This window comes from Nostoc flagelliforme FACHB-838 (assembly GCF_014698065.1).
In the GTDB taxonomy this organism is placed as follows: domain Bacteria; phylum Cyanobacteriota; class Cyanobacteriia; order Cyanobacteriales; family Nostocaceae; genus Nostoc; species Nostoc flagelliforme_B.
The window spans coordinates 21,257-45,294 of the sequence record NZ_JACJSI010000001.1; the positions used below are offsets into that span (position 1 = coordinate 21,257).

At 41.0% G+C, this 24,038-nt stretch carries 22 protein-coding genes and 3 pseudogenes; 11 read left to right on the forward strand and 14 right to left on the reverse strand.

The features are described from left to right. The first annotated feature begins 58 nt into the window (after positions 1–58). Positions 59–979: a c-type heme family protein gene (locus H6G97_RS00090; protein ID WP_190938731.1), complete on the forward strand. Its 921-nt coding sequence runs from the start codon at positions 59–61 to the stop codon at positions 977–979. A gap of 128 nt (positions 980–1,107) precedes the next feature. Here H6G97_RS00090 and H6G97_RS00095 read toward each other — a convergent pair whose 3' ends face one another. Beyond that, on the reverse strand, positions 1,108–2,382 hold the full coding sequence (locus H6G97_RS00095) for a serine/threonine-protein kinase (protein ID WP_190938898.1): 1,275 nt from the start codon (positions 2,380–2,382) through the stop codon (positions 1,108–1,110). Between the two features lie 356 nt (positions 2,383–2,738). Here H6G97_RS00095 and H6G97_RS54615 point away from each other — a divergent pair, with 356 nt between their 5' ends. Beyond that, complete coding sequence (locus tag H6G97_RS54615) at positions 2,739–2,867, forward strand: hypothetical protein (RefSeq protein WP_277883232.1); 129 nt, start codon at positions 2,739–2,741, stop codon at positions 2,865–2,867. 269 nt (positions 2,868–3,136) lie between these two features. On the opposite strand, the pseudogene H6G97_RS55800 reads toward H6G97_RS54615, so the two are convergent. Continuing rightward, positions 3,137–3,286 (reverse strand): annotated as a pseudogene (locus H6G97_RS55800) (Uma2 family endonuclease); the annotation flags it as partial. 189 nt (positions 3,287–3,475) lie between these two features. Then, positions 3,476–5,008 carry a DNA repair protein RadA gene (gene radA / locus H6G97_RS00105; protein WP_190938732.1) on the reverse strand — a complete coding sequence of 511 codons (1,533 nt, stop codon included), beginning with the start codon at positions 5,006–5,008 and terminating at the stop codon, positions 3,476–3,478. Between the two features lie 170 nt (positions 5,009–5,178). Between radA and rpaB the strand changes: the two genes are divergently transcribed. Both rpaB and H6G97_RS00115 read left to right on the forward strand, forming a co-directional pair. Then, on the forward strand, positions 5,179–5,907 hold the full coding sequence (gene rpaB / locus H6G97_RS00110; RefSeq protein ID WP_190938733.1) for a response regulator transcription factor RpaB: 729 nt from the start codon (positions 5,179–5,181) through the stop codon (positions 5,905–5,907). Positions 5,908–5,992: 85 nt separating this feature from the next. Next, the gene (locus tag H6G97_RS00115) at positions 5,993–6,652 is read left to right on the forward strand and encodes a cofactor assembly of complex C subunit B (protein WP_190938734.1); all 660 of its coding nucleotides are present in this window, start codon (positions 5,993–5,995) and stop codon (positions 6,650–6,652) included. Between the two features lie 149 nt (positions 6,653–6,801). On the opposite strand, the pseudogene H6G97_RS00120 reads toward H6G97_RS00115, so the two are convergent. After that, positions 6,802–7,720 (reverse strand): annotated as a pseudogene (locus H6G97_RS00120) (M48 family metallopeptidase). Between the two features lie 154 nt (positions 7,721–7,874). On the opposite strand from H6G97_RS00120, the gene H6G97_RS00125 reads away from it, so the two are divergent. Together H6G97_RS00125 and H6G97_RS00130 are read left to right on the forward strand one after the other, a co-directional pair. Next, the gene (locus tag H6G97_RS00125; RefSeq protein ID WP_190938735.1) at positions 7,875–8,393 is read left to right on the forward strand and encodes a DUF456 domain-containing protein; all 519 of its coding nucleotides are present in this window, start codon (positions 7,875–7,877) and stop codon (positions 8,391–8,393) included. Between the two features lie 530 nt (positions 8,394–8,923). After that, positions 8,924–9,679 carry a PEP-CTERM sorting domain-containing protein gene (locus H6G97_RS00130; RefSeq protein WP_190938736.1) on the forward strand — a complete coding sequence of 252 codons (756 nt, stop codon included), beginning with the start codon at positions 8,924–8,926 and terminating at the stop codon, positions 9,677–9,679. Positions 9,680–9,989: 310 nt separating this feature from the next. Here the strand turns inward: H6G97_RS00130 and nblB are convergent, their stop codons facing one another. From nblB to dpsA, 7 genes are all read right to left on the reverse strand, one after another. Then, the gene (gene nblB / locus H6G97_RS00135) at positions 9,990–10,655 is read right to left on the reverse strand and encodes a phycobilisome degradation protein NblB (protein ID WP_190938737.1); all 666 of its coding nucleotides are present in this window, start codon (positions 10,653–10,655) and stop codon (positions 9,990–9,992) included. Positions 10,656–10,760: 105 nt separating this feature from the next. Next, positions 10,761–11,225 carry a CBS domain-containing protein gene (locus H6G97_RS00140; protein WP_190938738.1) on the reverse strand — a complete coding sequence of 155 codons (465 nt, stop codon included), beginning with the start codon at positions 11,223–11,225 and terminating at the stop codon, positions 10,761–10,763. A gap of 168 nt (positions 11,226–11,393) precedes the next feature. Next, positions 11,394–11,810 carry an 8-oxo-dGTP diphosphatase MutT gene (gene mutT / locus H6G97_RS00145; protein ID WP_190938739.1) on the reverse strand — a complete coding sequence of 139 codons (417 nt, stop codon included), beginning with the start codon at positions 11,808–11,810 and terminating at the stop codon, positions 11,394–11,396. A gap of 471 nt (positions 11,811–12,281) precedes the next feature. Then, a complete protein-coding gene (locus H6G97_RS00150) occupies positions 12,282–12,626 on the reverse strand; it encodes a DUF760 domain-containing protein (RefSeq protein WP_190938740.1) in 345 nt (114 codons plus the stop codon). Positions 12,627–13,024: 398 nt separating this feature from the next. Continuing rightward, a complete protein-coding gene (locus H6G97_RS00155; RefSeq protein WP_190938741.1) occupies positions 13,025–13,981 on the reverse strand; it encodes an RNA polymerase sigma factor, RpoD/SigA family in 957 nt (318 codons plus the stop codon). 566 nt (positions 13,982–14,547) lie between these two features. Further along, positions 14,548–17,811 carry a carbamoyl-phosphate synthase large subunit gene (gene carB, locus H6G97_RS00160; RefSeq protein WP_190938742.1) on the reverse strand — a complete coding sequence of 1,088 codons (3,264 nt, stop codon included), beginning with the start codon at positions 17,809–17,811 and terminating at the stop codon, positions 14,548–14,550. A 524-nt stretch (positions 17,812–18,335) separates the two neighbouring features. Further along, the gene (gene dpsA / locus H6G97_RS00165) at positions 18,336–18,890 is read right to left on the reverse strand and encodes a DNA starvation/stress protection protein DpsA (RefSeq protein WP_190938743.1); all 555 of its coding nucleotides are present in this window, start codon (positions 18,888–18,890) and stop codon (positions 18,336–18,338) included. Positions 18,891–19,400: 510 nt separating this feature from the next. On the opposite strand from dpsA, the gene H6G97_RS00170 reads away from it, so the two are divergent. Both H6G97_RS00170 and H6G97_RS55805 read left to right on the forward strand, forming a co-directional pair. Further along, positions 19,401–19,703 carry a transposase gene (locus H6G97_RS00170; RefSeq protein ID WP_242054755.1) on the forward strand — a complete coding sequence of 101 codons (303 nt, stop codon included), beginning with the start codon at positions 19,401–19,403 and terminating at the stop codon, positions 19,701–19,703. After that, positions 19,616–19,999, forward strand: a pseudogene (locus H6G97_RS55805) (IS1634 family transposase); the annotation flags it as partial. The gene H6G97_RS00170 and the pseudogene H6G97_RS55805, both read left to right, overlap by 88 nt. Positions 20,000–20,605: 606 nt before the next feature. Here H6G97_RS55805 and H6G97_RS00180 read toward each other — a convergent pair. The 3 genes from H6G97_RS00180 to H6G97_RS00190 all read right to left on the reverse strand — a co-directional run bounded on the left by H6G97_RS00180 (position 20,606) and on the right by H6G97_RS00190 (position 22,204). Next, positions 20,606–21,286, reverse strand: a complete 681-nt coding sequence (locus tag H6G97_RS00180) for a hypothetical protein (RefSeq protein ID WP_190938745.1) — start codon at positions 21,284–21,286, stop codon at positions 20,606–20,608. A gap of 497 nt (positions 21,287–21,783) precedes the next feature. After that, the gene (locus tag H6G97_RS00185; protein ID WP_242054756.1) at positions 21,784–22,020 is read right to left on the reverse strand and encodes a nuclear transport factor 2 family protein; all 237 of its coding nucleotides are present in this window, start codon (positions 22,018–22,020) and stop codon (positions 21,784–21,786) included. Then, a complete protein-coding gene (locus H6G97_RS00190) occupies positions 21,971–22,204 on the reverse strand; it encodes a hypothetical protein (RefSeq protein ID WP_190938746.1) in 234 nt (77 codons plus the stop codon). The genes H6G97_RS00185 and H6G97_RS00190 overlap by 50 nt, the downstream gene beginning before the upstream one ends. A gap of 315 nt (positions 22,205–22,519) precedes the next feature. On the opposite strand from H6G97_RS00190, the gene H6G97_RS00195 reads away from it, so the two are divergent. The 3 genes from H6G97_RS00195 (at position 22,520) to H6G97_RS00205 (ending at position 23,965) form a co-directional block, all read left to right on the forward strand. Continuing rightward, the gene (locus tag H6G97_RS00195) at positions 22,520–22,777 is read left to right on the forward strand and encodes an Asr1405/Asl0597 family protein (protein WP_190938747.1); all 258 of its coding nucleotides are present in this window, start codon (positions 22,520–22,522) and stop codon (positions 22,775–22,777) included. A 78-nt stretch (positions 22,778–22,855) separates the two neighbouring features. Next, the gene (locus H6G97_RS00200; protein WP_190938748.1) at positions 22,856–23,524 is read left to right on the forward strand and encodes a (2Fe-2S) ferredoxin domain-containing protein; all 669 of its coding nucleotides are present in this window, start codon (positions 22,856–22,858) and stop codon (positions 23,522–23,524) included. Positions 23,525–23,719: 195 nt separating this feature from the next. Next, positions 23,720–23,965: a toxin-antitoxin system HicB family antitoxin gene (locus H6G97_RS00205; protein WP_190938749.1), complete on the forward strand. Its 246-nt coding sequence runs from the start codon at positions 23,720–23,722 to the stop codon at positions 23,963–23,965. The last annotated feature ends 73 nt before the right edge of the window (positions 23,966–24,038 follow it).

Sequence of the window (24,038 nt, forward strand, 5' to 3'; positions counted from 1 at the left end):
AACGATGACTTTAGCCATATTTGTTCATAATAATTTGACTTGTAGGTAATCTAAAATTATGCTAAAGAGCCTGAATCTGAAACAAAAATTTACAATTCTGCTACTGGTAATTCTTACATTCGGTTTGAGCTTGAGTGGATTTGCTCTTTCTTCTCTGCTCAGAGAAAATGCTAAACAGGATATTAGCTCAACTGGTCTAATACTCATCCAAACAATGAGTTCTGTTCGTAAATATACTAGTACGCAAGTGAATCCAGAGCTAATTGATAAATTAGATACTGAGTTTTTGCCGCAAACAGTGCCTGGATATTCAGCACGAGAGGTATTTGAGATTTTACGTAAAACACCAGAATACCGTGATTTCTTTTATAAAGAAGCAACCCTCAATCCTACAAATCTGCGGGATAAAGCTGACGGTTTTGAGACGGAAATTGTCGAAAGGTTCAGAAATAAATCAGACCTTAAACAAGTAACTGGATTTCGCTCAATTCCTGGTGGGGATATCTTTTATATTGCTCGTCCCTTAGCAGTTTCTGAACAAAGTTGTTTGGTCTGTCATAGTGTACCTGAAGCTGCGCCTCAAAGTATGATTAATCTTTATGGTGCAGCTAATGGATTTGGGTGGAAGCTTAATGAAATTATTGGCGCTCAAATTATATCAGTACCTGCTAATAATGTCATCAGCAAAGCCAATCACTCTTCCTTAGTAATTATTTTGATTGTATCAACTATATTTATAGCGACTATCCTGTTAGTCAACTTTTTCTTGAATCGACAAGTTGTTATACCTCTCAAGCGCATGACTCGCATAGCCGAAGAAGTTAGTACAGGACACATGGAAGTTGAATTTGAACTAATGTCTAATGATGAAATCGGTAATTTAGCTAAAGCCTTTAGACGGATGCAGTTAAGTTTAGAAATGGCAATGAAAAGAATTAAACGCACTCATGGAAGTACAGGAGATTCAAATAATTTTTAATTAATTTTTGTAACGGGTATTTAGACCTCGGCAAAAAACTTTCCCATTTTATATAGCTCTGTTGACTTAAAACCACATAATTAGTTAAAAGAGTAAAAATAACCCCTAAATTGGTGGGGTCTAAATCTTTATGAAAATAAGCTTTTCTTGAATTCAAAAGCTGCTTGAAAGCTAGGAATTTCCTTAGCGATGAGTTCAATAAATTGGTCAGGTGAAATGTAAGGATTTTGAGATAATATTTCTTCTATAATCAGATTTGCCATTGGGCCGATGTGGTAAGCTAATCCTTGCTGACAACTTTTGATAAATGCTGGTTGGAGAGAAGGTTGTTGTTGTTGCTCAATTCGCCCAATTTGCCCAATTTGCTGACCAGTAGGTGAAGTAGGTAAACTAAAAACTGTTTCTTCAGCTTGGCTATATGACTGCGATATTCCCGACATAGCCTGAAATTCAGGGTTAAATACCGTGGGGGGCAAATCATCAAGCATGATTGCAGGAGACATTGCTACTTCTGGTTCTGCAATTGGTTCTCCAACACGTTGTAAATCTGTGAGAACTTCTCTGGCTGCTTGATAACGCTTGTTGGGCCTATCTGCCAACATATAATCGAGTACTTGAGCAAAATTATCAGTAACATAGGTATAATAACGCCAGTTCCACTCAAGAGAGTACTGATCCATTAGTAAAGATGGATCTCTACCTGTGAGTAGTACAATCGCTGTTACACCCAAAGCATAAAGGTCACTAGAAGGTGAACATAAACCCAAACTAATCTGCTCGCGGGGAGCGTATCCCACTTTGCCAACGAGAGACATTTTGCCAACAAACGTTACCTGGTGGTTAGAACTTTTTGCCTCGTTCATATCAGCAATTTGCTTGCCGACACCAAAATCAATCAGCACTGGCAGATCGTTGCCCTCGGGTAACATAATGTTGTCAGGAGAAATATCTCGATGGATAATGTTGTGCTGGTGAACATACTCTAAAACAGGCAAGAGATTCTTTAGCCACTGTATAACTTCGTCTTCAGAAAAATTTCTTCCTTGACGTTGAAGTTCTCCTAGCAGCCTAGAATATGTCTTACCATCAACATACTCTTGTACTAGGAATAGCCGACCATCTCCTTCAAAGCAAGCCAAAAACTTGGGAATTTGAGGATGTTGCAATTGATGAAGAATTTTTGCCTCTCTTTTAAATAAATTGCGATATTGCTCTAATCCACTTTCTCCTGTGCCAATGGGTGCAAATTCTTTGAGAACACAAGCTTCATTAAACCGACGAGTGTCAAAGGCCAAGTAAGTTCGTCCCAATCCTCCCTGCCCTAGAAGTTTTTGGATAATATAGCGGTTATCGATTAGAGTTCCAGCAGCTATTTCTGGCCTTGTCATAGGGGACTGTGACATCATCATCGCACTCCTAGCGATTTTGTATTGATAAATTATCTAGTTTGCTGAAAGTCAGAAACTCTAGCAGATAAAGGCTGATAACATCCTTTTAATTGAGGTTAGCACCACTGTCGAGACAAGGAAATACACTTTTCTACAATTTTTCGATGGTCTTGTGTAACTAAACAGACAATTTTTACCTGAGTAGTTTGATCATACTCCTTATACTTACGTATTTTAGCAGCCCCAATATAACCAGTCTCTGCGGTAATCTCTGCAAATGTTCAGAGCATTGCCTGTTGGATTTGCTGCTGACTTTATCTTACCTTTAGCCACCCAATTGACACTGAGTTTAGAAACTATAAGGACACAGCATGACATCATGGTTTTCCAGAAAAACTGAGGTTGCTATAGACTTCCTGAAGGAAATATTATATGTATTTCAAGTGCTGAATATGCGATCGCTCTCAAAAATTAATCTTTCTGAGAAGAAATATCGTTAAGAGATAGCTGTTTGAGCATCGGTTATCAAAGTTTTAAGTACATAGGACTTACGCACTGTACAAATTAACCATAATATGTATAACCATATTTGGTCGTTTTAGGCGCTTCGCATAACCCTGATGTACTCGCATATTTGCGATCGCTAGGTGCTAAACATGGTTAAAACACCCAAATTGCGTGTAGTACTTATGTACCATGCGTAAGTTCTAGTACAGATGATCTTTCAAAAGCAGAAAATGATGCTGCTTTTCAGAAAAGATTCATGAAGCTACAATAATTTATCTAGCTCGTCAGGATTCACGCCTAACTGACGCAAACGTTCTGCTAATTGTTCTGCTTTTCGTTTGGCTTGAGCAGCTTTTTTTTTAGCTTCTGTAGCTTCTTGTTCTGCTATGATAGCTCGTTCAGTTGCAGCAGCTAAGGCTGGTTGGTTGATGTTGTCTCCTGAATAATCCGGGAGTTTGTAATCATCGCCTAGTTTTTCCCAAGTGATTTGGTAGCCTTGGGTGAGGGTTGTCATGAGGGTTTTCCTTTGGTGTGTAAAAAGCACTAGGAATTGGGGACTAGGGACTGTTTTTCTAATACCCAGTACTCAATCCCGAAGCGGCTATAGTGACTCATCTTCATCAGGTTCTAAATCGTCTGCTGTCAATTCCTGATGCGGGATGGCGGCGATAATTGCATCTATGACTTTAGATACTGGTAATATTTCAATATTTAAGTCAGGAAATTTTGTCCCTTTTGGCACGATCGCTCGTTTAAATCCCAACTTAGCAGCTTCTTTCAACCGCAGTTCCATTTGGGAAACCGATCGCACTTGTCCGCCTAACCCAACTTCACCGATTAATACTGTACCGGGATCAACTATGCGATCGCGGAAACTAGCAACGATTGCGATCGCAATTCCCAAATCTACCGCAGGTTCTTCTACATTCAACCCACCCGCAGAAGCAACGTAGGAATCTAACTTTGACATCGGAATTCCCACCCGTTTTTCTAAGACGGCAAGAATTTGCACCAAGCGGTTGTAATCTACGCCAGTACCAGCACGACGGGGTGAGGGATAGCTAGTAGGACTCACTAAAGCTTGCAATTCTACAACTATCGGGCGAGTACCTTCACAAGCAACGACAATGGCAGTACCAGGTGCAGGATCATCACGGTTGCCTAAAAATAGCTCTGAGGGGTTAGAGACTTCTCGCAGTCCCTCTGTCACCATTTCAAAGATGCCGATTTCGTGAGTTGCGCCGAAGCGATTTTTTACTGTCCGTAATAATCGATGGGAGGCAAAGCGATCACCTTCAAAATACAACACCGTATCCACTAAATGTTCTAAAACTTTTGGCCCGGCGATCGCTCCTTCTTTAGTAACGTGTCCGACAATCAGCATGGTGACATCTTCATGCTTCGCCACCTTCATCAGTGCTGCCGTACATTCCCGTACCTGAGCCACCGAACCTGGTGCAGAAGTCAGCGCCGGAAAAAACACCGTTTGGATACTATCAATTACCGCCACATTTGGCTTGAGCGAGTCTATTTCCCGTAAAATTTCTTCTAAATCTGTTTCTGGCAGTACATATAAATCTGCACCTATACTATCAGGGTCTATGGGAAGTGTAGGATCTACTACTACTTTAACCTCCTCTTCATTAACCACACTTAGGGTTTTTGATACTCCCAAGCGAGAAGCTCGTAATTTTACCTGCTGTCCTGATTCTTCACCAGTTACGTAAAGGATGCGATATTTCTGTGCTAATTGATTTGATACTTGCAGCAATAAAGTTGATTTGCCGATACCCGGATCGCCACCAATCAGCACCATAGAGCCAGGGACAACCCCACCTCCAAGTACCCGATCTAATTCTTCATAACCAGATTCCCAGCGGGCGATTTGGCGATCGGTAATTTGGTTAAATGTTAAGGAGGCTCGCGCTTTAGCTGGTTTAGCGTGAGATTTGCCATTAGTTTGAGTTGATTGCCAACCACTTACTCCCCCCCGACTGGGTACATCTACTGAGGATTGAATAGAAATTTGTTCTTCTAGAGAGTTGTAAGTGCCACAAGCAGGACATTTACCAAACCATTGGGGCGATTCTGCTCCACATTCATTACACACAAAAAAGGTTTTTGGCTTTGCCATTCTTAAATCTTATTAAATAATCTTAATATTTACTTAATTCTGGAAAAAAACTAAAAACTAATAATAGTAGTATTTAGAGCTTTTTCCAAATCAATTGATGGAATGATATCTTAATATTATGGTATTAAAAATTAATCATGTAAATTTTTAGTCAAGGAGCGTTGAGAAACTTGGAAAGTCATAAAGAAAAAATCTTGGTGGTAGACGACGAAGCCAGCATTCGCCGGATTTTGGAAACGCGCCTTTCCATGATTGGCTACGATGTAGTGACAGCTGGCGACGGGGAAGAAGCTTTGGAAACTTTTCGCAAAACTGAGCCTGACTTGGTAGTTTTAGATGTAATGATGCCAAAGCTAGACGGCTATGGTGTATGTCAAGAATTACGAAAAGAATCAGATGTGCCCATTATTATGCTAACAGCCTTGGGTGATGTAGCCGATCGCATCACCGGGCTAGAATTGGGTGCTGATGACTACGTAGTTAAACCATTTTCCCCCAAAGAGCTAGAAGCTCGAATTCGCTCAGTGTTGCGGCGGGTAGACAAAACCAGTGGTTCTGGCATTCCCAGTTCTGGAGTGATCCATGTCGCTAATATTAAAATCGATACGAATAAGCGACAAGTCTACAAAGGTGATGAGCGCATTCGCTTAACTGGTATGGAGTTCAGCTTGTTAGAGTTAGTAGTTAGTCGCTCTGGAGAAGCATTTTCTCGTTCGGAAATTTTGCAGGAAGTTTGGGGTTACACACCAGAACGCCATGTTGATACCCGCGTAGTAGATGTGCATATATCCCGTTTGCGGGCAAAGTTAGAAGATGATCCTAGCAACCCAGAATTGATTCTCACAGCGCGGGGTACTGGTTATCTTTTCCAGCGCATTATTGAACCAGGGGAGGAGTGAGGAGATGAGGCAGGGAGCAGGGGAAGCAGAGGGAGAAGAACTATTAATTATAGTCCGATGCCCAATGACTAATGACTAATGACCAATGACCAAACCTGATCCTAATCGAGTTTTGCGGCGTCTACCCATCGTCGTGGGTGGGCTAGGCGCTGTACTTTTGCTGATTAACCGTTTATTAACACCGGAATTAACCCAGTCTCAATCGCGTGGTGATGTGGTGGGCGTAATTTTGAGCGCGGTGTTAATTTTGACGGGTTTAATTTGGCAGCAAGTTCAGCCGCGATCGCCTGATACTGTAGAACTAATTGGCGAAGAAGGTTTTGTACTCGCAGCAGATTTACCCGAAGCCGTGAAAACAGAGCTAGCGTGGGCATCTCATTTATTGTTGACTAATACAGTAACGCGATCGCTTGTAGTTTTTTATCAAGGTAAAGTTTTGTTGCGTCGCGGTATTCTGGCTACTAAATCTGAAGTTGTACCAGGAGTACTCTTAAAACAGGTACTTGAAAAACAAAAACCGATTTATCTAGTTGCTCTAAAAATATATCCAGGTAGAGTTGAATTTGATTATTTACCAGAGAATACTCAAGGTGTAATTTGTCAACCTATTGGCAATCAAGGTGCATTAATTTTGGGAGCAAATGCTCCTCGCAGTTACACCAAACAAGATGAAAACTGGATTGCGGGAATTGCTGATAAATTAGCTGTTACTCTTAGCTCGAATTTATCCAACCAAGCGACTTAACCTAAATTTAGGTTGGTCATCTGTCACAATAACTCGTAATTTGTAATTCTTAACTCAAATTAATTTGCTCCTATATATACTCAATTAATCTAAAGTTAATTACGAATTACGTTAGCGTAGCGGGGCGTAGCCCATTACGAATTATTAACTCACCAAGAAGTCAAAAAATTCCACCCTTCCTTTTCCTCTGGTGTCTTTCCTTCTTTTTCTTCCGGTTCTTCGGGTGTCTTTAAATCTGTCTGTTGAATTAAATTATCATATTCTCCTGAATCAACCCATTTTAATAACTCGCCAGCCCTCATAACTACCCAGGAAAGCTCGGATTCTGTATAACTTAATATTTTGGTAACTTTATCGATAGTATCAAAGCTATTGGATGCAAACTCACGGGCTTGGATGAATGAGGAAATCTTCGATTACAGCAGTAGTCAAGTACTCATCTGGTAAACCCGCGAGTTTCATTAGTGTAGTAGTTGCTACATCAATATCCTGACAAGCTAGCAAACCAGCACGATCAGCAGTGAACCTAGCCATCATTCGCCAATTATACAAACCTCGTTCCATTCCACCAGCCACCAAGCCACCGACTCCCAATGTGGTACTGCTTAACAAATTTTTCAGCGTTGGCATAACAATTGCTATTTGGTGATAACCCATCTGCTGACTCTTGATGTGAGCGACTTCATGTCCGAAAATGTAAAGCAACTCATTTGCATCAAGCCACTCCATTGCATCTAAATTGATACCGACAAGGGGTTTTTCTATCCCAACAATATAGGTTTCAATGTTACCTCTACCTCGAAACAGATACAGTTCAGGAAGCGGAGCAACATCAAGAATTTCGCAAGTTTCTACAAATGCTTGATGTAATTCGGGAAAATTACGGGGCGAAATTCTGATTTCGCTACCAAGGCTTTGCAGTCTGAGTAAGCGATCAATGCCATATTCGTTAATTTTTTTGAGTAGTAAGGAGGCACCGGGCATATTTTGCAAAGAAGCCAAGGCTTTACGATCAAAAGGGTGTTCGTAGGCTTGAGAACTTAGTCCAGTTAATATTTTTCTTGTCATTGATTTTGAGCTTTTAAATAGCAGTTTAGAAGCATTAGCAAACTTACACCACAGTGTACTAGGCATTTATCGCTATCTTACCCAGATAGAATATACAGTAGGGGCGCACATCTGTGCGTCCCTATGAGGAAATTTGGCAATTTACAATTAATCTATGCAAATTATTTATTGGCTATTAATTGCTGTAATGGTTGTGGGTATTGTCGGTGCAGTAGTTCCTGCCATTCCTGGTAGCAGCTTAATTTTAATTGCAATTATTGTCTGGGGAATCGTTAGTAGTTCCTTTGCAGCTATCAAGATTCCCTTGATTGTGACAATTGTAGTTTTACTGCTCAGTGTTGGAGTAGATTTTTTAGCTAGCTATGTGGGAGCAAAACAAGCAGGAGCTAGCAAGTGGGGGCAAATTGGCGCAATCGTCGGCTTGGTGGTAGGATTTTTGGGATTATTGCCAACGTTACCTTTTGGGGGGCCGTTGTTAGGTATTTTACTAGGCCCACTTTTGGGAGCAATTGTCGGTGAATACCTTTACCGACGTGAATTTGGGTTGGCGGTTAAAGCGGGTATAGGAATTGTAGTCGGATCTTTGGTTGGAAATTTGATTCAAGGGTTGTTAGCGATCGCCGCAGTTGTAGTTTTCGTTGTGACAACTTGGCCACAGGTATTCGGCTCTTAGCATTTGAAAACAGCGGTAATAGCTAGCAGTTAGCTACTTGTTACAAATATTCAATTTGATAACAAAGACTATCCATAGTAAACAAATACAGCGGTTCCTCGCATTTATTCTACGAGAGGAACCGTTTAGCTAAATATTAGTAACTGAAGAAATTATAGATATACTGCATACTCTATTTATCTAAAAAATGGTTAAGTAGCATTGAGTATTTAAATTTACCTTTAATTAATTAGACGTAAATCGCTTTTTTTCAAGTCAGAGCTATTACAAACAATTTCAAACCTATGAAATAAAAGATATACAAAGTGCAGATGTATAAGTATTTAAAATTTCATGAAGGATAGTAATATATTGAAGATGTGATGAAGACCACTCAGTAAATATAGCAGTATCTAAGTCTATGTGATTTTATGGAGATAAGAAATAGATCAGGCATTCGCTTTCACTGTCAGTATTTTTCCTAAATTACTGAGATTAAAAGTAAAGGAATTGCTCTGATTTAAGGTTATTACTAGGAGCCTCAAAGAACAATGATTGGTTTTAAATCTAAATTACTAAATGTAACGTTAGCTATTACTGCTGCAATCCCTTTAGCTACTGCTGGGTTGTTTACCTTTGTTGATTCTGCTCAAGCTGCTGCACTCACAGGTGAACTCAGTTTTGACGGTGGCAAAAGTAAAACTATAATTGGAAATCCATTTCTCAAAAGCTTAGTGACATTGAAAAAAGATTCACTAATTTTTACACCAGATAGTATTATTCAAGATTCCAATGGAGTAAAGAGTACCCCAGTTGCTCTAAGCGCTCAGACAGAAAGCTTTTTAGGTTTCAATTCAGCCAGTATACGTGATATTATCTCATTTAATAACAATACTGTGCAAAATCCATTTCTAGACCTTGGTAATCTTCCATCAGATGGTGATGTTCTGCCTGGGGACGATACTGCTTCTCTAGCGGATGGTATTGATATCTTTACTTTGACATCTTCTGATTATAAAATAACCCAGACCGATGCAAACGTTACTATAGCTGTTTCTCTGCGGGGGTACTTTACCAGCGCTACTGGGGAGAAAACCAATGGAGCAGGAAGCTTATCTTTCCAAAAAAATAATATCACTCTTGCTCAGGCAAATTCAATTCTCGATACTGCTAACGGCTCATTGGAATATTTGACTTTTTCTGGTGGTACTTTCACCACTTCCGTTCCTGAACCAGCTGCATTACTAGGTCTGGGTGCGGTAGGTGCAGTAATGGCTATGTCTCGCCGCCGCAAAAGTGTCATTTAATAGACCTATCCAAATATAAAAAAGTTACTTTTAGCAACTAAAAGTAACTCTAATTTATCTATTCGATCTGGCTGGAATGTAAAATTTTACCAACCAAATCGAATTTTTTTGCTGTCAAATCAATCTATATTAAAGGTGAATTTTCTTAACCTTATACCAATTTGAACAATGATTGCGACAGATGGAGCGCTGAAAGCGATTACAGTAACTTTTTCTCTACGAGACGCACTCGCGTTCACAATCTAAAGTCCAAAATCGTTCGACTGAACGCTCACGACAAGTCTAAAATCCAAAATGGTATTAGATAGACTTAAACTGACTGCAAAGAATTTTTCGCTTCAGTTGCGATCGCTTCTACTTGATCGTTAGCCAGAGTTTCTAATATAGATTTGGCTTCTGGACTAGCCAAACGGGTTAAGGCTTGTACAAGTCTGTAACGAATTTGCCAATCTGGATTGTTAACATAGGGAGCCAATAGGGAAACTGCTTGTACATCCCCCAAGTCACCTAAAGAACTAATAGCAGCAGTTTGGACTAAGTCGTTTTCTGATGAGAGTGCCTCTTTAAGCAGTTCAAAGGCTCGTGGATCGCCTAACTCTCCTAATGTAGCAATGATACTGAATTGTATTAGCCATTCACCAGTTGTATGATAAAGGTGCTGCAAATCTTCAAAAGCTTCGCGTAATTTTAGAGCACCCAAACAGTCTGCTGCAGCTGCTTGTACATCTACTTCGGAGTCATGAAGCAAGCGATCGCGCAAGATATCCAAGGATAATTGTAAATCTTGCGTTCCGAGTGTATCCATTTGACTCACCGCCGAGTAACGGACACGCGAATTGCGATCGCCAATAGCACTTTGAATTAATTCAAAGCCAATCGTCGGTTCTAGTTGGCGGATTTGATTTACTGCACGTAAGCGATCGCCTAAATCCTCAGAACTGAGCAATTGCTTAACAGACTCCGGAGTAATACTCATTTAGTTATCCTTGACTTTCAAATGTATAAAAAAGACAGACGCGATTAATCGCGTCTCTACTTTTGACTTTTGTACAGACGCGATTAATCGCGTCTCTATTTCTGGCTAATCTTGACTAGCAGCCATAGCCCGAATAATATCACCACGAGTGAGAATACCAATTACTTGACCTGTACTCTCAAGCACTGGTAAGCGGTGAACGCTGCGATCGTGCATGATTGTAGCTGCTTCTCTTAAAGTTTTATCAGGGGAAATAGCGATCGGGTTTTTACTCATCACCTCCCCGACTGTTTGCCCTAGAGCCTTGTGCAAATCACGGTCATAAGTAGCAGGATTTTTTAAATAGATAACACTATCAAGAAACATAATGTAGGCAGGTGGAGTAACACCAGTTTCTTGCCACATCAAATCGGTTTCCGAGATAATGCCTACCAATTTACCGAGATCATCCACAACAGGTAGTCCGCTGATATGGCGTTCTGCGAGAATTTGGATAGCTTCCTTGAGTGGAGTTTCCTCCCGGACGACAATAGGATCGCGGCTCATCACATCGGCAACGGTTTTAGGCATTTATATTCTTGACACCTTTAATCAAAGTCCCTGGCCTATTGTAGAAAATTGCGGGACTCAACCTGATGCAATTAATAGATTGTTACGGGATTGGGCATTGGGGTTAGGGGAGAAGTTACAGGTGACGGGAAAAATCTGTATCCTCTAACCTGTACCCTATTCCCTTCTTCAGTCCCCACTTCCTTTTAATGCAGCAATAATTTGAATATTTGCTTTCGGAAAAGTAAACTGCTCCAGTTCTTCCAAGTTTACCCAGCGAATCTCATCAGATTCTAAAGGTTGGGGAACACCTGTAACATGGCGGCAGTGATGTACTGCAAGGGTAACGCGCAAGTCTGTATAGCTGTGGTCAATAGTAATTAGATGCTCTCCCACTTCAATTACTATTCCTAGTTCTTCGGAAATTTCTCGTTGAATACACTCTTGAATAGTTTCACCAGGCTCAATTTTGCCACCAGGAAATTCCCACAAACCACCCATCGCTCCTTCTGGACGACGGCGATCAATTAAAATTTGCTTTTGGTCATTCCAAATTACTGCAACACCAATGATTTTATGGGGTGGAAAAGAACTGATTTCACTCATAGTTAATTGGGGAAATGGGGAGAGACGCCATTAATCGCATCTGTACTAGGGAGTAAAGGAAAATTCCTAACTCTTGACTAATAACAAAACTCGGCAGACTACTTGTAACTCTGCCGAGTTTAGATTTATTGCAAAGGTGTCTACCTTTGTTAGTTTATCCACAAATGTGCATTAATCATTTAAAAATACGCCTCTGATTGAACTAATCGCCAAATTGTAAGAGGCAACAGAGAGAACCGAAATTAAAAACTCAGCTTTAATCTGCAATCCTACTCTGCGGTAAGGTGAAGAGTCTATGCGTTTAAATTTGAACCTTAATTAGTCGCTATTTTGGATGTTTTAGAAAAACTTAGCTGATACATAATTGGGAATTAGCGGCGAAGATTTCGCAGAGACTTATTTTCTATTCACCGCCGTAACTGTCACTAACTATTAGCCCAACAATATATAATTTCCCCAGTTTTGCATTTTTTAGTCAACTTCGCTGTTGTTGGTTTCAGTTCCTTGTAAGGCCATTTCAAAACTCATTCTTTGTTCAGCGTTACGCAAGAAATAACCACTAATCATCGCAGAAGCCAGAAGCCGACCTAGATTTTCTCGATTTGTGGTTACAGTAACACCAAAATGTTCTGAAGGTAGATTACCCAATAGCCCTGTAATATTCCGTTCCATTACCTGAAAGACTTCGGCGGATGTGGGTTTGGATAGCTGGGTAACTGTCTCTGGACTCAATGATTTAACATACTGCCATAGTAAATCACTAGTTTCTGATTCGCTATTAAAAAATTCTGAGACACGATTAGATGGGTTACTCATTTTTTAGCTCCTTAACTACCACTATTGGCTGCGGTGCTTGTGATTTGAATATTAAATGCTTGTTTTGGATTTGACTTAGTTATTTTGTCTTCCTGTCAACTAATGTAACAGTCTAGCGTAAGAGTGGAAGTAGGTGTAACCGTACAAAAGCCAGCGTATTTTCTCACCCCAATAAGAGATTTCCAACTAAAAAAATACCCATCGCTTTGGTGAGCAGGGGGCGCAGGGGAAGCAGGGGAGCAAGAATTTAACGATCATCTTCGCTCCCAAAATTGAATAATTTAATTCTGGAAGTCCCTAAATACAAGTGAGGAGTGGAGAGTTAATTAAAAACTCATCACTCCTAACTTTCCCCTAACTTGCCGAATATTCATCCATGTTGGCTTTAGAACTTTCCCCTAACTTGCCAAATATTCATCCATGTTGGCTTTGGACTTGCGAAGTTTTGTTAAAGCTTCCCGCTCAATTTGCCGCACTCGTTCTCGGCTGATGTTCAATATTTCGCCAATTCTCGCCAGAGTCAGCGCTTGTCCATCAGTTAACCCAAAGCGCAGTGTGATCACTTCTCTCTGTTGTGGTGTGAGATCACCCATCAGGCGATCTAAGTCATAAGATAGAGAAGATTGCATGACAAACTCTTCGGGAGATGCTCCTGGATCTTCCAGCATTTCTCCCAGTTCGGTGTCGTAATTATCACCCAGTCGTAAATCCAAGGAAAGGGGCAAACGCGCCTTTTCTAGATACTCTCGTACTTGTTTGGGGGTTAATTCTAATTCTTCAGCTAGCTCACCAGCTGTGGGAGCGCGTCCCAATTTTTGAGATAATTGGCGCTGTGCTTTTTTAATCTTATTTAATTTTTCAGTGATATGGATAGGCAGCCGAATGGTGCGGGCTTTTTCGGCTATAGCACGAGTAATAGCTTGCCGAATCCACCAATAGGCATAAGTAGAAAATCTATACCCTTTGGTAGGGTCAAACTTTTCTACGCCCCGTTGCATACCAATACTACCTTCTTGGATCAAGTCTAATAAATCAACGTTACGCTTGATGTATTTTTTGGCAACGGACACTACCAGCCGCAAATTGGCTTCTACCATCTTGCGCTTGGCAATTTCACCATCTGCGATCGCTTCATTCAACTCTGCTGGTTCTAGCTTTGTCGCTGTGGCCCACTCTTCTAGAGTCGGTTGGCGACCCAACTGGGTGGCAAGACTTTCTCTTGATTCGTGTAAAGTGCAAGAACGTTGCACTTGTTTACCATAGAAAATCTCTTCCTCGTGTGTTAAGAGTGGCACACGGCCAATCTCACGCAGGTAAGTCCGCACGAGGTCTGTGGCTGTCTGAGCGGTCTTCATGGCGCTACTCTTTGGTAATGATGGGTTTGGCGGTAGGGTCATTAAGGGATAGATGCTTTATTTATTAAGGTGCTACCCAGTCAGACTGGGTAGCTATGCTATGGTTTGCAACTTACGCGCCCGATAAACTCGGCTGCTCATAATAATCAAATTTAGGATTCTTAACTGCTAAAACTACAGTTATTTCCTACTTTGCACAAGTGTCTACAGTTAGATAAAAGGTTGCTTTTTAAACATTTATTTATGGGAGTCTTATTAACAATTGTAACATTTATGAGAATATTTTGGCTATATGGCGACATTAAATTTCCTGGATGTTCCAGTTCATGCAACGTCGTCCTTTTTCTCTAGGCTGGCTAGAAGCCAATTTAAGGAATTATCTGGTTAACATAAGCTTCCTCATATTTGTTAAAGTATCTCTAATGAGAACTATATTCATTCTCTTATAACAATTACTTAATTTTTGCTGGGATTGGGGATTGAGGATTGGGTACTGGGGACAAGGGGAAAGACTCGTTGCAAGTTCTCACTCAAATCCCTTGTCCCCCTGCTCCCCCTACTCCCTACTACCTAGCAATTGGGCAGTACTCTTGAATGGTTTTTACATCCAAAGTCGTATTTTGTAAGGAACGGATGGCTGCAACGGTAGCTTTCGCGCCGGCAATGGTAGTAATGATGGGAATTTTGTAAGCTAAAGCTGTGCGGCGGATTAACCTAGCATCAGTCTGGGCTTCTTCCCCTGAAGGTGTGTTGATAATAAGTTGGATTTTTTGGTTTTTGATTGCATCTAAGACGTGGGGACGACCTTCATGGAGTTTCAGCACCAACTCAATATTTAACCCCTGTTCTATAAGAACTCGGCGTGTACCAAGGGTAGCCATCACTGTAAAGCCCAAATCGATAAATTCCTTCACCACACCACTTGCAGCAGCTTTATCGCGATCGCTCATTGATACAAATACAGTTCCACTTAGTGGTAAACGCTCCCCAGCACCCATTTCCGCTTTGGCAAAGGCACGGCCAAAGTCGCTGTCAATCCCCATCACCTCACCAGTGGATCTCATTTCTGGGCCCAATATTGTATCAGTTCCTGGGAATTTATTAAAGGGTAATACAGCTTCTTTTACAGCAATGTGGGTTGGTATGACTTCTTCGGTGAAATGTAGCTCCTCTAAGGTTTTACCCGACATAATTAAGGATGCTAGTTTCGCCAACTGTACACCTGTTGCTTTAGAAACAAATGGGACTGTGCGGGAGGCGCGGGGGTTGGCTTCCAGAATATAAACTTGGGGAGAATAACTACTTGCACCCACAACGGCAAACTGAATATTCATCAACCCCACAACTGACAGCGATTGCGCTAGTTGCACCGTCCAAGTGCGAATTTGATTGAGAACTGCTGGTGATAAGGAAATGGAAGGTAAAGAACAAGCGGAATCTCCTGAGTGAATCCCTGCTTGTTCAATGTGTTCCATGATGCCACCAATCACCACCCGTCCAGTATGATCGGCGATCGCATCGACATCGACTTCAATGGCGTTTTCTAAAAACTTATCAATCAAAATCGGATGTTCTGGTTCCACTAGTACCGCAAAGGTCATGTAGCGTTCCAACTCAGCATCAGAATAAACGATTTCCATCGCTCGTCCCCCCAACACATAGCTGGGACGCACTACCACCGGATAGCCAATGCGTTTGGCGACAATCAGCGCATCTTCGTAACTCCGCGCAACACCATTAGGCGGTTGGGAGATATTCAACTGTTGGAGAATCTTTTCAAACCGCTCCCGGTTTTCTGCCATGTCGATGGAATCTGGCGATGTACCCCAAATTTTAGTGAGGAGTCCAGAGGTATTCTTGTTAAGAAACTCTTGTAATGGGATAGCCAACTTGAGCGGTGTTTGTCCGCCAAACTGGATAATCACCCCAACTGGATTTTCAGTTTCGATGATGTTAATAACATCTTCTTTTGTTAAAGGCTCAAAGTAAAGGCGATCGCTGGTATCGTAATCTGTCGAAACTGTCTCTGGGTTAGAGTTGACCATAATCGTTTCATACCCTGCATCCTTTAGGGCATAAGCGGCGTGACAACAACAATAGTCAAACTCAATTCCCTGTCCAATGCGGTTGGGGCCACCACCCAAAATCAACACTTTTGGCTTGGTTGCTGGCATTACCTCTGTTTCTTCTTCGTAGGTAGAATAGTAGTAGGGGGTAAATGCTTCAAACTCAGCAGCGCAGGTATCCACTGTTTTATAAACTGGGATAATCCCTAATGATTTGCGGTAGGTGCGAACTTCATCTTCGGTGGTTTTGGTGGCATAAGCAATCTGGCGATCGCTATATCCATCCCGCTTCACTTCATAAAGTTGCTCTTTCGTCAATTGCTGCAAAGGTGTCCGCTTGAGGAATTTCTCAACATCTAGTAATTGCTGAAATTTATCTAGAAACCACGGGTCAATACCAGTCAGTTCGTAGATTTCCTCAGCACTAATCCCTAATTGCAAGGCATGGCGCACGGAGAAAATGCGATCGGGGTTAGGTGTTCGCAGTTGAGCGCGGATTTGTTCACCACTGGGTAACTTTTCGGCTTTGTCGCAACCCCAACCTGCGCGTCCTGTTTCGAGCGATCGCAGTGCCTTTTGGAAGGATTCGTTGAATGTGCGCCCAATTGCCATTGCTTCCCCGACTGACTTCATTTGGGTTGTCAGCACTGCGTCAGAACCGGGGAACTTTTCAAAGGCGAAGCGAGGAATTTTTGTCACCACATAGTCAATTGTCGGCTCAAAGGACGCGGGAGTTTTCTTGGTGATGTCATTTTTAATTTCATCCAAGGTGTAGCCCACAGCTAGCTTTGCTGCCATTTTGGCGATGGGGAAACCCGTTGCTTTAGAAGATAAAGCCGAACTACGGGAAACGCGCGGGTTCATCTCAATTACAACCACATCTCCATTAACCGGATTGACAGCAAACTGGATATTAGAACCGCCAGTTTCCACACCTATCTCACGGATGATTTTAATTGCCATATCCCGCAGCCTTTGATATTCTTTATCAGTGAGGGTTTGCGCGGGAGCGACGGTAATTGAGTCTCCGGTGTGAATGCCCATCGGGTCAAGGTTTTCGATGGAGCAGATAATCACCACGTTATCTGCCAAGTCACGCATCACTTCGAGTTCATATTCTTTCCAGCCGAGTAAAGACTGGTCAATGAGAATTTGCGAAACGGGGCTGGCATCTATACCTACCTGTGCCATTTCTTCAAATTCTTCTTGGTTGTAAGCAATACCGCCGCCACTTCCACCCATTGTGAAAGCTGGACGAATAATTAGAGGATAACTACCAATTTGGCGGGCAACAGCTTTGGCTTCGTCCAAAGATTCAGCTGTGCCACTGGGACATACGGCTATCCCAATCTTTGCCATTGCTTCACCAAAAAGTTTTCGATCTTCGGCTTTTTCGATGGCTGGTAGTTTAGCGCCGATTAACTCAACGCCGTACTTTTCCAACACCCCATTTTTGGCTAAAGCAACGGCGATGTTGAGAGCGGTTTGTCCTCCCATTGTTGGTAGGAGAGCATCAGGGCGTTCTTTTTCAATGACTTTTTCGACCAATTCTGGTGTCAACGGCTCAATGTAAGTGCGATCGGCCGTTTCCGGGTCGGTCATAATCGTTGCAGGGTTAGAGTTGACCAAAACCACTTCATAGCCTTCTTCTCGCAGCGCTTTGCAGGCTTGAGTGCCAGAGTAGTCAAACTCACAGGCTTGTCCGATCACAATTGGGCCAGAGCCTAACAGTAGAATCTTCCGGAGGTCATCACGGCGGGGCATAGTAGTTGCCTTGGAATACGAGAATACAAATCCTGATTATTTTAAGGGTCTTTACCCCCTCTCGTGCTTTTTATTATTAAGTTTTCTAAGTTTGATGGCAGAGAGGGGATGGAAGCTGGGGATTGGGGGCTATAAGAGCAGGAAAAGAATAATAATTTCTAACTCCTAACCACCGTTGACTATTTTGTATTTCTAATTTTATTTAATTGTGATACTCAAATTTATAAAGCTTTTGCAAATTTTTACTATTTAAGCTGATGACAGCTTACAGCAAATGATGGTTTATTTTGGACTATATCTGTGTGCTTATTTAGCACATAACAGATTCCTTAAATAAGAATCTATCTTAATTAGCTTATTGCTAAATATTTTCAACGTTAAATATTATGTAAATATGTCTACTTAAATTAAAAATGGCAGAGATATAGGGATACCATTCTCTGCCATTTTTTATAATATTTTAAGAGTTAGTGCTGCCAACTTTTCCTTTCAGTCTAGGTAGACAAATCTAGAGTATGAGAGTTTTAGCCTTGAGCAGCTTGGACAAATCCTAAGGTTAAGCTGTCTTTGGCGAGGAAGTGAGACAAATGATATGCACGTTCCTCAGTTTTCAACAAAATCTTTTCATACAGATAGCGTGTACCCCGATCGCCTAAACTCTCTGCCTGAGCAGCTTGGCGGCGAATTACACCAATAATCGCTTGTTCTGCGGCTAGGTCATTTTCCACCATTTGGCGAGAGGAATATACGCCTTCAGATTCCTGCTCAAAACAGGTTAATTCTGCTAATTTGCTGAAGGTCGCTACTGGTACGCCACCTAGCCCATCCAAGCGTTCTCCAATTTCATGAATGTGGTCTTGCACTTGGTTGTAGCTTTCGTTGAAAAACTCATGCAGAGAATAAAATTCTGAGCCTTCAACTACAAAATGATGCTTTTGGTACTGCAAGTACAGTGCCTGGAAACTAGCTAATATAACGTTAAATCCTTCTGTAACTGGAGCAGTTACGCTGTGATCCAGCAACACGGGATTGTCATATACATGACCAAAGTTTCGTAACAAAGTTTGCGTTTCAGACATTGTTCTCCTCGCTTTTTCGCAGTTATAGATTTTAACTGCTTATTCTTTACATATTAACATTTTAATAATGAGAGCAAGCCAATCTGCCATCACAATATTTTGTATTTTTACCTACAAAAAATTTCAATTCTCTTGTTTGGTCGATAATTGCACTCTCATTAAATTAGATATATCTATCATTAGTGATATTGACATACCAACTTAAATATGGATATTTCTCAAGGATAGGGAAGATAGGGTAAAATTTTCTCCCTCATCTCTCACTCTGCAAGAATTTAGAGACTTGCAAAAAGTAAATTATCCAGGAAGGCAAGGCGCAGGAGGCAGGAGGAAAACTGCCCGACGCTCGCGGACTCGCTCTTTGTGGCACTATCTGTTTCTTGCCGTGACTAAAGGAAACAAGGGTTTAAGACCCCCACCAAATTTTCAATTTGGTGGCTCTTTTTTAGGAGGGGTTTGAATCCTATAGAGCCTATTTGGGATCTTGGATGAAGTAGCTATCAATAATAAATGCCATACTCCAGTAGGTTAACCGACAAAGAGTGGGAAATCATTGAGCCGCTCCTGCTTGAAAAGAAGAAAACTAGACCCCCAAAGTGGACAAAGCGTCAAATCTTGAATGGCATCCTTTATCAACTAAAGAATGGTTGCAACTGGAGCGACCTACCGAAAGATTTACCCTCCTACTCCACCGTATTCTGGCACTACAAGCAGTGGAGGTCAGAGTTAGGCGTGAGTTTCATCGCTTTAAAAGGGGTTCTTTGCCTGCTCTACCTATTTATTTCCAGAATCAAGACCGAATTATCGGCTTGATGTTCTTGTTAAACCTGGCTTTGTGGGTGTTTACACTTATGGAATTTGTTCTGCAGCAGGCAATGCAGGAAACTCAAAAATCTTTGGCTGGTCTTTATGATGGTAATCCTAAGCGCGAAACTGCTCGTCCATCTGCTGAACAAATGCTTAGGGCTTTTTGTAACCTTACTCTTTAGTTCCTCCCAGATTTTACTATCTTCGTTACCCCCATAAACGATCTTCAAAGACAGATTCTTTCGTTAATGAAAATGCCTGAGTCTCTCTATCAGCTACATTCCAAGCTGTGCAAGACATAATTATCTCTCACCCCTCAAAATTGAGCGAACGGACAGTCTTGATGCCCGCTAGACATTAATAATCAACGGTTTAGTTTGCAGGAGTTGTAGCGACTGTTTAATGAGTTTATTGAGGCGAGTTTTTAGTCTGGCTTGATGCTACGACTATCGAAATCAGCCCAAGTTAGACAGATGGACAGAACGAACAGAATTAGACAGAAAGCTTACACAGCAGGGGACAGAGCAGACAGAAGATTAGACAGACCTCACGACTAAGACAAATAATTTTGGAGCATAAAAAAATGACTATAAAAAATTATTCACGATTATTAACAGCGAGTATGATAGTGAAGATGCTTTACTTGAAAGCTTCACAGGATTAATAGACACTCCAAAATTCCTTGTTCCAGACTCACTCAATTCTTTGCCAACAGTGGAGCGCAGAGCATGGGAATATGAACACGAAAAAGGCAAGCAACTGCACAACAATATGTAGATTTAATTGAATGAATACTGTTATTTGCTTTCTTTTTCGTTTATTACCAAATGTTGAGTTTGCAATGCTCTTTTTTTAGCATTACGCCTAGCTGTAGCGAACTGCAAACATCTCTACGCTACACTTACTAGTTAAGTAACTATTTTTTTCAACCGCACAAACCATGATAAAATGTAACAAGTGATTAAACTCATTATTAGCATTTCGCCACCATCCTCTATAACAGTAAATAGAGTATCTAAGAGATGTGAGGTTTTAAATGCTATATGCAACATATTTACTACAACGCCAAAAAAAGCAAGAATAAACAGTAGCCTGATTAAATGTTTTGATCTTTGTCTGGATAGATGGTCACTCCAACTATAGCTAATATAAATAGCACACAGAAACAACAAAAATACTACAATAGACACTGTGAGTTCGCCAAAATCTTTTGCTCTCAAGTTAAACATACTAGAGAATGACAATTGATTACTGATGAAACCTCCCAATTTTTCATGAATTTGAAGAGAATCATCAAGTAATAAGTAAAATAACAGCAAAGACCAACTAAGATATAAAGGCGACCGAAATTGTAATGCCAATAAACCTGAGAAAAGTGCAGACCAATACTCTTTGATATATTGAAATAATTCCGAATAACCTCTATCTGTTGCAAGTGAGAAAGCATTATAGGGAATCAAGTCTGTATGGGCATAAATTACATGAATAATAATAAAAGTCATATCTGTTGCTACAAATAAAAAAAATAGTTTAACTACCCAATCGTCCACACCTACTTTTCCTGCAAATTTAAATATTTGATTTAGCATAATACTATCGGTAACTTATAACACTCTTCTAATCAGTGTAATACTTGCTTAACAGGTATCCCTTAACCCTACGTAAACCAAAGTATAACCTAAATTTAACCTAACTTCTCGAAAAATCAGAATAAACCTGCCATAAAGCTGACTTCTCACGAGATTTGTAGGTGTGAGTTATGAAGTGCCAATGAAAATCTTAGAGAAGAACCTGTATGGCTAGTGTAACTTTGGAGACAAGCGTTTAACACAACGGGCAGCATTCATAGGTGAACTTGAGGTCAAATGAGCATCCGTGCAGAAACTTACGCTAAGGCTAAAAACCTTGCTGCATAAGCATTCTGCAAATCAATATTTTTCGCAATTCTCGATGTACCAAATAACCTATACTTACTGGCTAGTTTTTGCTGATGATTTTTGGTCATTCTAATAATGAGTCAGTCAGCAATCATTACCGCATCGCTAGATGTGATGAGTGGTACGCCAGTCTTCGCCTCTGGCAGTCTTCAGTTGTCGGTGTTTAACGTAACCACACTTCCTGCAATCACTTTCCAGTTGTTTTCAAATAGCTTCCAAACCCTGAGATAGCGGAACTTGCCATCAATTTCTTGCCCTAAATAGTTTCCTAGTATCTCTACCGTGACGGCAACAACAACATCGTCTGCGACCATGTTTAGCATTAGATCACTTGATTCAACTGTATGCAGGTTGATGTTTCCCGAACGGTAATTTTCCAGATCCATCGCTTTGGTAGCCGTTTCGCTTTAAGAGCAGTTGTACCAATCCTTTGAGGGTTCTCACACGTCGAAGATTGTTGTACTCACTCCACATTGGTTTGCCGCAACTGGGACAATTCTGTTGCACGCATTCTAGTACTGAGCGCGGATGTCGCTTTTGGTTGAGGGCTTTTTCTTGCCATTTATACACCTCATCTTCTCTGTGTCCCCTAGTTTAATTGAATATCTGACCCTCTCTAGCAAACTTTGCGGTTCTAGGTTTTTTTAACTTAAAGTCCCTTAAAGCTACATATCACCTAGTCTTTTTGTTCAATGCAAGAATTTTGAATTGATTTCTCCTTAATGGTGATGACTGGAAGAATTTTATTTATTTCCAAAATTAATGAGAATTGTTTGCACTTAAGGTATGCTGGTTTTAAGAGGCTAAACTCCTAAGACTTTCAAAAAGCAGGGAGTTCAATCGCGGTAATTACTGCAAGTTTGTTGCACATTGAGGGCAATTCTCTTGAAATCATTTAGTTCAGAAATAGAAATAAGTCACCTTGTAGAGGTGAATTGGGCAGATCGCTGGCAAGTCTATCAACGTCTAAAGGAGTTAGACATTCCCTGTAGTTGTGCGGCTAACCAGCCATTAAAAGTTGAAATTGGCAATTCTACTGCGGCTGTTCAACTTTGGAGTGTGATACGGCGATTTACAGCCTCTCGTCAAGACCAGATTTGGACTCTTGAATGCTGCTGGAAAAGTCGCTACCAAAAGTTCTAATGTACGATCGCCAGTCTTAACCCTGGTGTCGAAAATATCAGAGCAGATAACTTGTATTAGTTAGAAGGAGGTTAAAAAATGGGTGCATCTGAGAGTATGGAAGTATCGAAATTTTGCCTTGAGGGCAGATTTATAGATTTTGTTATTAAAGATGGCTATAAGCTCAAAGGTTTACTGCTGGGTACTCATGAGGGTGAATGCTACGTTAAACTTGCTAAACATTTACGGGCTGCTTTTGATTTGCGGCTACCAGCAGGTACTTTGCTACAAGTTGTTGGTTATAAAGAATACGATATAAAAAAAGACAAAGTCACATTGAAAGCTGAACGTGTAATGGCGGCGCGTTCTGAAATGGCGACAGTTAAAACGATCGCTACACCACAAGAACCCCCATCTATTGATAATGTCAAAGTAAAGCCAGCTAAGACTAAGGCCACGATTTTGGTGTGTCAAAAGTCTGATTGTATGAAACGCGGTGGTAAAGCAGTTTGTCAGGCGTTAGAGGCAGCTTTAAGCGATCGCGGTTTAGAAGACCAAGTTACAATCAAGGGCACTGGTTGTATGAAAAATTGTAAAGCTGGGCCAAACTTAGTTATGCCAGATAAAACGCGCCATAGCCGAATTCAAGCTACACAAGTTCCGGCGTTGATGGATAAGCATTTTGGCGACAAGAGTTTGTCAGCACAGCCTGAAAATTTAAGGGAAATTACGATATCTAATGGCAAACTTTGGAGAAGTAATTCATAAAATCTTGACATTTCAATGAGAAAGCTTAATAATATCTTCTCAAGTGTGTTCCATTAATACTCGGCATCAGACTTTTGCCAAGTATTTGCAAGAGTTTTAAATTAAGCGATCGCATACGATTTGTCACGGGCAAGGCAAAGTAGTAATGGCGATCGCTTAATATTTGTAGGCAATTGGGTTTAGCGAGAGCATGTCATGAGCAACCTCAGCGTCCAGCTTCCTGGCTCTTTGTACAAAAGTTTGCAGGAACTTGCCAAACAAGACGGCATTTCTATCGATCAGTTTGTGGCAATAGCAGTTGCGGAGAAAATCGCTATACTCACAACTGAAAGTTATCTAGGAGAGTTAGCAAAGCGAGGCAGTCGAGAAAAATACGACGCAGTTTTAGCGAAAGTAGCAGATATTGAACAGAAATCTTACGATCAATTATCCACAGCATAACAAAGCAGTGCAGCGTCTTTACCTTCAAGGTAATTTTTGCCGTTTGCAAGAGATTTGACTTGCGATGCCTGGG